Source organism: Paenibacillus sp. O199 (assembly GCF_001636635.1).
GTDB lineage: Bacteria > Bacillota > Bacilli > Paenibacillales > Paenibacillaceae > Paenibacillus > Paenibacillus marchantiae.
The window spans coordinates 1-843 of the sequence record NZ_LGRP01000096.1 but is presented as its reverse complement, the minus strand read 5'-3'; the positions used below and the strand labels follow the sequence as shown (position 1 = coordinate 843).

The window sequence follows — 843 nt, the reverse complement described above, 5'->3', positions numbered from 1 at the left end:
CGGTGCGTGTTCATTGCTGCGATATTGTGGTTGATAATCATTAGGTGTTTCCTCCCTGAAATTGGTTATTTCCACATCCATGTGGGTTGTTATATGACAATGAGCTGGTTTCTGAAGTCGGCCGTCCTGTCCGCCAGCTCATAATATATATATCGACTTTAAACCAGTTTTTTTTATAGTTTTAAAGTATTTTTTTAAAAATATCCTTATGATTTTAAATCAATTTTGAATTCAAAAAGATTCCTAGAAGATGTTCTTCCAGGAATCTTTTAAAAACCCGTTTAATTTAACGAAGCAATTGAAGAACGCCTTGTGGTTGTTGGTTCGCTTGCGCCAGCATCGCTTGCGAAGCTTGTGCCAAGATATTGTTCTTGGTTTGTGCCATCATTTCTTTCGCCATGTCCACGTCACGTACGCGGGATTCCGCTGCCGAGAGGTTTTCAGACGATGTGTTTAGGTTGTTAATCGTGTGCTCCAGACGGTTTTGCAACGCGCCCAAGTAGCTACGGCCCGAAGATACGGATGCGATTTGAGTATCTAACGTCGCGATTGCCGTGCTTGATTTCGCCTGATCTGTAATGGCCTCAGCTTTCAAAGCTGTTTCAATAGCAGTCAGATCGACACCTGCCGTATCCAGCTTGAGATCGATAGTTTGATCTTTGTTAGCACCTACTTGCAACTTCAATACACCCGCAGCCCCTGCACTCTTATCAAGCAAGTTCATCGTGTTAAATTGAGTCGTATCCTTGATACGGCCAACTTCTGCTGTCAACTGAGTAAACTCATCATTTAGAGCTGTACGGTCAGCGGCAACGTTAGTGTCCGAAGCGGATTGTACAGCCA

Annotated in this window: 1 protein-coding gene; it reads right to left on the bottom strand. The window is 43.4% G+C overall.

What is annotated here, in order from left to right:
- Positions 1 to 286: 286 nt before the first annotated feature.
- Positions 287 to 843, bottom strand: a 557-nt coding sequence (locus A6049_RS32265) for a flagellin (protein WP_063568469.1), incomplete at its 5' end; no start/stop codon positions are given.